General features: G+C 59.7%; 4 protein-coding genes. All 4 read left to right on the top strand.

What is annotated here, in order from left to right; translation table 11 throughout:
* Positions 1–438 (top strand): molybdopterin cofactor-binding domain-containing protein (locus tag WH277_RS04075; RefSeq protein ID WP_339504496.1); only part of this gene is annotated, 438 nt, incomplete at its 5' end.
* On the top strand, positions 435–1,730 hold the full coding sequence (locus WH277_RS04080) for a cytochrome c (protein ID WP_339458262.1): 1,296 nt from the start codon (positions 435–437) through the stop codon (positions 1,728–1,730). The genes WH277_RS04075 and WH277_RS04080, both read left to right, overlap by 4 nt.
* The gene (locus WH277_RS04085; RefSeq protein ID WP_339484336.1) at positions 1,731–2,309 is read left to right on the top strand and encodes a nucleotidyltransferase family protein; all 579 of its coding nucleotides are present in this window, start codon (positions 1,731–1,733) and stop codon (positions 2,307–2,309) included.
* Positions 2,310–2,311: 2 nt separating this feature from the next.
* On the top strand, positions 2,312–2,650 hold a 339-nt coding region (locus WH277_RS04090), incomplete at its 3' end, for an XdhC family protein (RefSeq protein ID WP_339504498.1).

Genomic DNA, 2,650 nt, shown 5'->3' on the forward strand with positions numbered 1-2,650 from the left:
TTTGGTGCTGCCTGGGCTGCCTGGGTCTGTGATTTAAGCGTTAATCGCCAAACCGGGGAGATCACGCTGAACAAAATCTTCGTCAACCACGACTGCGGGCAAATGGTCAACCCGGACGGGGTGCGCCATCAGGTGCACGGCAATATTATTCAATGTGCCAGCCGGGTGTTGAAGGAGTTTGTCACGTTTGATGCAAGCGGGACGACATCACTTGAATGGGGCAGCTATCCGCTGCTGCGTTTTGACGAACTGCCTGATATCCAGATCGGGCTGATGGACTACCCGGATGAACCCGCTATGGGTGCTGGTGAATCCGCGTCCGTTCCGGGTGCGGCAGCTATCGCTAACGCACTGTTTGATGCGACCGGCATCCGTTTCCGCGCGCCGCCATTTACCCCGGAGCGTGTTCTGCGCGCGCTACAGGGAGGTCACGTATGATTCGCAAGAATAAATGGCTGCGCATGTCAGCCGGGACGATACTGGCACTGGTTGTCGCCGGGGCGATATTCAGTCTGCAACCCGAGATTGCCCCGATTTCCCCTCCGGATGCTGCACAATTTTCTGTCGGCAGCATCAGTAGAGGAAAAACACTGGCGGCGCTGGGCGACTGTAGCGCCTGTCACACGCGCCCGGGGGGCGTGACCAACAGCGGTGGCCTGGCCATGGACACGCCCTTTGGCACAATCTACACCAGTAATATCACCCCGGATCTCACCAGCGGTATTGGCAGTTGGTCTTACCCGGCATTCCGGCGCGCGATGCGTTACGGTATTGACCGCCGCGGGCATTATCTTTACCCGGCTTTTCCCTACACCTCCTTCACGCAAGTCAGCAACGATGATTTGCAGGACCTTTACGCCTTTCTGATGACCCAGCCCGCCGTCAGCTATCGGCCGCCGGAAACACAGTTATCCTTTCCGTTCAGTATTCACCAGGGGATGGCAGCATGGAACTGGTTGTTCCTGCGCCCGGGAGAAAACACACCGGACCCGCAGCAGAGTGCCATGTGGAATCGGGGGGCTTATCTGGCCGCAGGGCTGGGCCACTGTAGCGCCTGTCATTCACCGCGTAATCTGGCCGCTGCCGAAAAACACGGTAGTGATGCGCTGAGTGGCGGTGTTGCTGAAGGCTGGATCGCCCCCGCGCTTAACGACCGATCTCCGGCACCTGTCGCCTGGGATGAAGTGCAGTTGCAGCGCTATCTGCGTACCGGATATTCCCCGGAACACGGCGTAGCAGCAGGCCCGATGGGACCGGTGATCGCGGGCGGGCTGTCGCAGCAGTCGGAGAAGGATCTGCAGGCATTAGCCCACTGGCTGGTCAGCTTCCAGCCACCCACCGTGTCACAGGCCGATGAACTGACTGCACGCGCAGAGCAGCGTTCACAACGCCTGGACTCCGCAGGTGCCCGGCTGTATTCCGGCTCCTGTATGGTCTGTCACTCGCAGCAGAAAGGGCCGCAACTGTTGGGTGTGCGTCCGTCGCTGGCGCTGAACAGCAATCTGTATACCGCTACGCCCGATAACCTTATCCGCATTGTACTGGACGGTATCAGCCATCCGGCAACCCGTGATCTGGGCACCATGCCCGGCTTCCGCCATCAGCTTAGCGATCACCAGATCGCCACGTTGCTGAACTGGCTGCGCACCGATTTCGCCGGTCAAACGCCCTGGATCGATCTGGAGAACAAGGTGGCAGACATTCGTCAGCAGGATCATGGAGCAGAATAAATGAAGGATGTGGGGATATTAGTGATGGCGGCAGGCTACAGCCGCCGCTACCGCGAACAGGATGGGCGGCATAAGCTGCTGGTCAGGCATCAGGTCTGTGGCAATCTGTCGCTACTGGCACATACCCTGCGACTGGCCACTGCCGCCTGCGGCAAGCAGGTGAATGTGGTACTGCGCCCGGAAGATCACGCGTTGATCGAGACAGCACGGAGTTATCACTGTGGTATCACGCTGCTGGAGAGTGATTCTCTGGGTGACTCGATCGCCGCGGGTGTCGCTGCACAACCTGGCGGGTCCGGCTGGCTGGTGATGCTGGCCGATATGCCCTGGTTACAGTTAAGTACTGTAAAGCGAGTACGTCAGGCACTGGCCTTTGCCGATATTGTCCGCCCGCAGTGGAAGCTGCAGGTCGGTCACCCTGTCGGTTTCAGTGCCAACGTACGCGAAGCCTTACTCGACCTGCACGGCCAGGAGGGTGCACGTTCTATTTTGAGCGGTGCCCCACCGCTGCTGTTGCAGGTGGACGACCCGGGTTGCGTACGCGATGTGGATCGCCCTGACGACTGGGCGGAATGCTGATGGTGAGCTCTCTGGATATTCAGGTGCTGGAAAATGCCCTCAACTGGATTGGCAAGAAGCGTTGCATCTGGCTGTGCACCGTCCTGCAAACCTGGGGGTCGGCCCCACGTGCGCCGGGTTCGTTGCTGGCTGTTTCTCAAGAGGGTGCCGTCTGCGGTTCGCTTTCCGGCGGCTGTATCGAACAGGATTTTCTACAGCGGCTGGCAGCGGGTGACTACCGCCAGCCCAGCCAGCAGATACGATACGGCGCAGGAGGGCTGTCGCCGGATGTCGCGCTGCCCTGCGGCGGCAGCCTCAATGTATTGATTGAATGCCTCCCCGCCTCAGCAGAAGCCGAACAT

Origin of the sequence: Erwinia sp. MYb416, assembly GCF_037479575.1 — a bacterium.
Lineage (GTDB): Bacteria > Pseudomonadota > Gammaproteobacteria > Enterobacterales > Enterobacteriaceae > Erwinia > Erwinia rhapontici.

What these genes read in the sequence shown, in the direction of transcription:
- WH277_RS04080 (WP_339458262.1), top strand. Translation starts at nt 435, where the DNA reads ATGATTCGCAAGAATAAATGGCTGCGCATGTCAGCCGGGACGATACTG.
- WH277_RS04085 (WP_339484336.1), top strand. Translation starts at nt 1,731, where the DNA reads ATGAAGGATGTGGGGATATTAGTGATGGCGGCAGGCTACAGCCGCCGC.